This window comes from Stenotrophomonas sp. GD03777 (genome assembly GCF_029842485.1).
Lineage (GTDB): Bacteria > Pseudomonadota > Gammaproteobacteria > Xanthomonadales > Xanthomonadaceae > Stenotrophomonas > Stenotrophomonas sepilia.
In genome coordinates, this window is the sequence record NZ_JAOCGL010000162.1 from 1 (window position 1) to 5,565 (window position 5,565).

Annotated in this window: 3 protein-coding genes; all 3 read right to left on the reverse strand. The window is 67.8% G+C overall.

Annotation, left to right across the window (positions count from 1 at the left end):
* Positions 1–3,358, reverse strand: a 3,358-nt coding sequence (locus N5E02_RS19810) for an SbcC/MukB-like Walker B domain-containing protein (RefSeq protein WP_279946656.1), incomplete at its 3' end; no start/stop codon positions are given.
* 16 nt (positions 3,359–3,374) lie between these two features.
* Positions 3,375–4,076, reverse strand: coding sequence for a DUF4194 domain-containing protein (locus N5E02_RS19815; RefSeq protein WP_005421303.1), 702 nt, complete (start codon positions 4,074–4,076; stop codon positions 3,375–3,377).
* Complete coding sequence (locus N5E02_RS19820) at positions 4,063–5,532, reverse strand: DUF3375 domain-containing protein (RefSeq protein ID WP_279946657.1); 1,470 nt, start codon at positions 5,530–5,532, stop codon at positions 4,063–4,065. The genes N5E02_RS19815 and N5E02_RS19820 overlap by 14 nt, the downstream gene beginning before the upstream one ends.
* Between the last annotated feature and the right edge of the window lie 33 nt (positions 5,533–5,565).

Below are 5,565 nucleotides of genomic sequence, written 5' to 3' on the forward strand. Positions count from 1 at the left end.
CGTTGGCCTGCTGGCGGCTGCGCTCGGGCAGCTTCAGGCGCTTGCCCTCTTCGTCGTACTCGATCAGCAGCACGCCGGAGTCGTGACGGCCGCTGATTTCGACGAAGCAGGCGCCGCCGATGAACGGTTCCAGCGTCATCACCGACTTCAGCGGGGTGGCAACCACCATCTGGAAGCCGAAGTTGTCGAAGATGTTCATTGCCAGTGCGGTGAACTCGTTGTCGGCCTTGTCGAAGGCCTCGTCGAGCACGACCGCGGCGTAGCTGGGCAGCTGGCTGTCGGCGCCGCCGAGCTGGTAGCGCAGCGCAGCCGCCAGGCAGGTAGTGGCCAGCTTCTGGCGCTGGCCACCGGACTTGCCGGCGCCGCTGCGGTAGATCTCGACCTGCTGGCGCGTTTCCGCATCCAGCTCGACGCCGATGAACTCCACGTGCATGCGCACGTCCAGCACCAGCTCGCGCCAGCGCTTGTCCTCGCCTTCCTGCGAGCCGAGGCGGTTGACCAGCTGGCGCAGCACGGTGAACTGCGACTCGGCCAGCTCGCGCTGCTCGGTCTGCTGCTGCGACAGCACCTCGCGCAGCTGCAGGTGGAACTCAGCGACCTCCGGCAGGCGGCGGTCGCTCAGTTCGATGGTCAGCAGCGTGCCACGGTTGAACGGCACCTGCTCCAGGCTGGCGTTCACCTCGTCCAGGCGCTGGCCGATCGACTTGCGGGCCTCTGCGCTGTGGCGCTGCAGGGCCAGCAGGTTGTTCTTGCTCTGGTTCTGCAGCAGGTCGAAGAAGCGCTCTTCGTGCTGTGGCAGGCCGTCGCGTTCCAGCCGTTCGAGGCGTGCGAGGAAGTCCTCGGCCGAGGCCACCGACACGGTGAAGTCGCCCGACTCCTCCGGCCACTGCTGGATGAAGCGACGGAAGCAGCCGATCAGCTGGTTCTCGATGCGGTTGAGGTCCTGCTGCGAGGACGACAACTGCTCGTTCAGCGCGTTGCTGACCTGGCGCATGTGCGCTTCGAGCGTTTCCAGGCTGAGCGGCCCCTGTTCCTGCAGGCGCTCGGCGAGGCCGGCTTCCTGCTCCTGGGCCAGGCTCGGCAGCACCAGTGCGCGGCTCTGCTGGCGTGCGCGGTCAAGGCGATCACGTTCCTTGACCAGCTGGCCGCGCTCGACGCGGACGTCTTCATAGGTGCGGCGGGACTGCTCGATGTCGGCGCGCACGGCGTCGATCTGCTTGGCCAGCTTGGCGAGATCGGCGTTGCCTTCACGCAGGTCGCGCAGGGTGGCTTCGATATCGCTCAGGCGCTGCTGCGGAGCGGCGATGTCGATCTCGTTCCAGCTGATGCTGACCAGCTCGTGGCATGCCAGGCGGCGTTCGTTGTCGCGATCACGCTGCCCGCGCAGGCGCGCGATGTCGGTCTCGCAGCTGGCGATGCGCTTGGCCAGTTCCTGTGCTTCGCGCTCGAAGGCGCCCACCTTGTCGTGGTTGTTGAAGCCGAGGATCCAGCGACGGCGGTCGCCCACCGCACTGCGGTCGTCCTTCTCGAAACGGTCGCCGGGATGCTTGACCTGGCCTTCGCGGGTGATGCCGCGGTCGACGTTGCGCAGCTGCCTGGCATCCACGCATTCGTAGTCGAAGCGCTTGCCCAGCTCGCGGCGCAGCCAGCTTTCGAATACATGCTCGCGCAGTTCAAGCTTGTGCAGCAGCGACTTCGCCGACGGCTCACGGGCGAATGCATCATCGTTGCGGCGCACGCGGTAGTAGGTGAAGCGCATGCCAAGGTGGGTACGGTTCACCCATTCGGCGACGTCGTTGTAATGCTTGTCGTCGACCAGCAGCGACAGCGCGAAGCCACCCAGCACGCGCTCGATGGCACCCTGCCAGCCCTGCTCTTCCGAGCGGACCTGGATCAGTTCGCCGACGAAGGGCAGTGCCGCCTCGGCGATGCCGGTTTCCTCGGCCAGGCGTGCGCGCAGCTTCTGCATCGGCGCCGGGATGTTGGAGGGCGTGCGCTGCATCGCTTCAAGTTCGGCACGGACCTCGCCGAAGCGGCGCTCGTCATCGCGCTTGCCGCCCAGGCGGTCACTGATCGCGTCGTCCAGTGCCGAGGAGGCACGCTGGCGGTCCTGCAGCTCGTTCTGTGCGCGCTCGACCAGTTCGGCGAAGCCATGGGCGTCGTCCGGCAGTTCGGCCCCCAGCTGCTGCGCCGCCTGGCGTGCCTGCTCGCGCTTGGCCTGACGGCGGTCGCGCTCAGCTTCGGCACGACCCTGCTCGCGTTCCAGTTCCTCGATGCGCTCACCGCCCTGCTGGCGGCGCTGCAGCTCCAGTTCGGCCAGGCGCTCGGTGTGATTGTCCAGTGCGGCACGGCGCTGGGCTTCTTCGCCAAGCAGGCCGCGGTCACGCACGTCCATCTCGCGCAGGCGCGCCTCGATCAGCGCTTGGCGCCGGCTTTCGCGGAAGCTGTCAACACCGAGCTTCAGCGCTTCGTCGTCGCCACGACGGCGGTGCATTTCCTTCAGATCGTTGTAGTAGGCGCGCGCCGGCAACAGGGTTTCCACCTGACGGCGGGCAGTGACCACCGCTTGGTGCGCGCCATCAAGCTCGGCGAAGTCGCTGACCAGGCGCTCGGCGGCGTCGAAGGTCTTCGGCGTGTCGAGCATGAAGTCGCGCAGGAAGACGTTGAGGTCGCCCAGGTTCTTCGCCGACTGCGTCTTGTGCAGCAGTCGCAGCGCCATCTCGTTGTCGATGCCGAGCAGGTCGCGGAAACGCTCGGCGTAGCCGGAGAACGTGTCGAAGTGGTGCAGGTCGGGCAGCTTCTGCTTCAGCTTGCGCAGGTCCAGGTCGAAGCCGCCGAGGTCCTTGGCGATGTCGAACGGGCGCTCGGCGATCATGTAATGCTTGCGCACATCGCCGGCCGAGGTGCCGTTGCCGGAGATCCAAAGCAGGCGCACCAGGCTGACCACGCGGCCATCGCCGGCGCGGTATTCCAGCACCAGCGCGGTCCAGGTCGCGCCCTTGCGCAGGTACTGGGTGGCGATTTCGCCGGTGCCGCTGTCCTGCTGGTCGGCCCACGCGCCGCGCACGTAGGACACCAGGTTGCGGTCGCGGCCACTGCGCTCGGCTTCACGTGCAGCGGCGTTGAAGTCGACGATGGCCGGTGGCGTCAGCAGCGCGGACATGGCATCGAGCAGGGTCGACTTGCCCGAGCCGGAGCGGCCGACGAACAGGAAGCCGCGCTCGGCGATCGGTACTTCGGTCAGGCCGTTGAAGGTGCCCCAGTTGTGCACCTGCAGGCGGCGCATGCGGAACTGCTGCAGGCGCGGGTCCGGCAGGCCTTCGTTGAACAGGGCGGGAGTGTGCTTGGAGATAGCCATGCGATGGTCGGGTCTCTCAGGCCTCGGCGGCCGGGGTTTCACGCAGCTGGCGGTAGACCGCCGAAAGCTGGGACACGTCTTCGGCGGAGAACAGCAGCTTCAGCGCCGGCGAGACTTCGTGGCGGTCTTCCTGGCCGCTGAGGCGGGTCAGGATGTGGTTGTCCTTCATCTTCTGCACCGCCGATGCGACGCGACGGTTGAAGCCGGCGCGGTCGGTGGACAGGTTCTTTTCGTAGATGGCCAGCGCTTCGGCCATCTCGGCGTCGGCGACCACCGCGCGGTTGCCGCGCGCATCGGCCTCGGCCAGCTGCTGGCGCAGGTACAGCAGCAGCACCGAGTCGATGAAGGTCAGCGGCGAGGTGCGCAGCAGCACCGGCGCATCGACGTCTTCGGTATCGGCCTGGCGGGTGAACGCCACGCCACTGTCGCGGTCGAGCACCAGTTCCAGGAACAGGTCGGCCAGCGACGAGCGGATGGCCGCCTCGCTGCGGATCAGCGCCGGCCACAGCTTGGCGTGGCGCAGCTGGTCGATGCTGGGGCCGATCAGCAGCTGGCACAGCGCACGGCGCGCATCCAGCGGCAGGCGCCCGGTATCGCCGAGGTAGTACACGTCGTTGCCACGGCGGGGCTGCGCCACGGCCGCCACCGGCTCGGCCTCGTAGGCGTCTTCCGCCACGTCGGCCTGCGGTGCGTCGATGGGATCTTCATGCCAGCTCATGGCGTCTCTCCTGGGTGAACCAAACCAGCGGGATGCGGGCGCGACGGATCTGGCCGTCGCCACCACGCCATTGCGCAAGCTCCTGCTCGCCGGCGATCACGTTGCCGAAGCGCGTGCCCAGCGACAGGTAGCCGATGACGCTGCCAAGACCCTGCGGCGCTTCGCGCTGCGAAAGGGCCTGGGCGATGCTGAGCCGCGGCTGTGCATCGAGCAGGTCGTGCAGGTCGCGGCGCAGGGTACGGAAGTCGATTTCGGACGAAGCGACCAGATCGCCAACGCTTTCCAGGCTGATCGCGGCTGCGTCGTTGTATTCGACGTTGCCATCGACCTGGGCGCTGCGCGGATCGTGCAGTTTCCATTGCGACCACGAGCGCAGGCGGCTGGTGGTCAGCTGCAGGTCGCGGCCGATGCCGCGTTGTGCGGGGAACTCGTCGCGCAGAGCGAGCGCTTCGGACTGCGCCTGCTTGAGCAGCTGGTTGAGGCGACGCTGTTCCAGATAGCCACGGCTCTGCACGAAGCCGCGCAGGCTGCGCGCGAAGTTCTGCAGCACATCGTGCACCTGGCCACCGCGCTCGAGCATGGTGCTGGTGAAGCCGCGCAGGAAGTTGCGTTCGTTGCGGTCCAGGCGGCGGGCGAAGCCACGCGCCAGCACCGCTTCCAGCGCGGCATCGAGCTGGGCGCTCTGCTCGGCGTCGTTGAGCAGGCGCCAGAAGGCCTGGAAGCTACGCCCGGCATCACTTTCGCCAATCACGTCCACGCCGTCGAACAGCTGCGACAGCACATCGCCGCGCTCGCCCTCGTCGTCGATGATGCGTTCGCGGAACTCGCGGTTGAGCTGCTCGAAGTCGTCGCGCACGCGGCGGAAGTCCTCGGTCAGCTCGTCGGCCAGGCCGATGATCTGGCGCGCACGTTCCAGCGCGCGCTTGCCGTCCAGCGCGATCACACGGCCGGCGCCGACACGGGCGATCTCGGCGTCGATCCGGTCGCGCTCGTCGCGCAGCGCCGACAGGCGGGCGTCCGGATCGGATTCGGTCTGCGCGGCCAGCTGCGAGAGCTGTTCGATGACCAGCGCCAGCCGGCTCTCGGTGGCGGCCACACGGGCCTGCTCGAGGCCGTCGGCAAAGCGGATCGCCTGAAGCGCCGCGGTCGAAAGCTCGTACTGCTCCTGGTCGGCGCCCTCGGGCAGGCGGCGTTCCAGCCAGCCCTGGGCCAGCCAGTGCGCGATGTAGGCCTGCGCGGTACGCGGCAGCTCGCGCGACAGTTCGTCGCTATTGAGCTGATCCAGCGCACGCTGCAGGCGCTCGTTGAGCACCGACGAAGGCAGGGTGCGCTCGCCGTCCATCAACAGCCCCTGCAGCAGGCCGATGATTTCCGGAGCGTGGTCGGCGGCGAGCAGCTTCCACTGGGGCTGTTCGCGCAGATGGCGGTAACGGGAGATGCGTTCGCGATGCTTCATGCAGCGAAAGGAGTCATGAGGGCTGGCGGGGAG

Coding starts and splice junctions, on each gene's coding strand:
- N5E02_RS19815 (WP_005421303.1), bottom strand. CDS start 4,076: ATGAGCTGGCATGAAGATCCCATCGACGCACCGCAGGCCGACGTGGCG.
- N5E02_RS19820 (WP_279946657.1), bottom strand. CDS start 5,532: ATGAAGCATCGCGAACGCATCTCCCGTTACCGCCATCTGCGCGAACAG.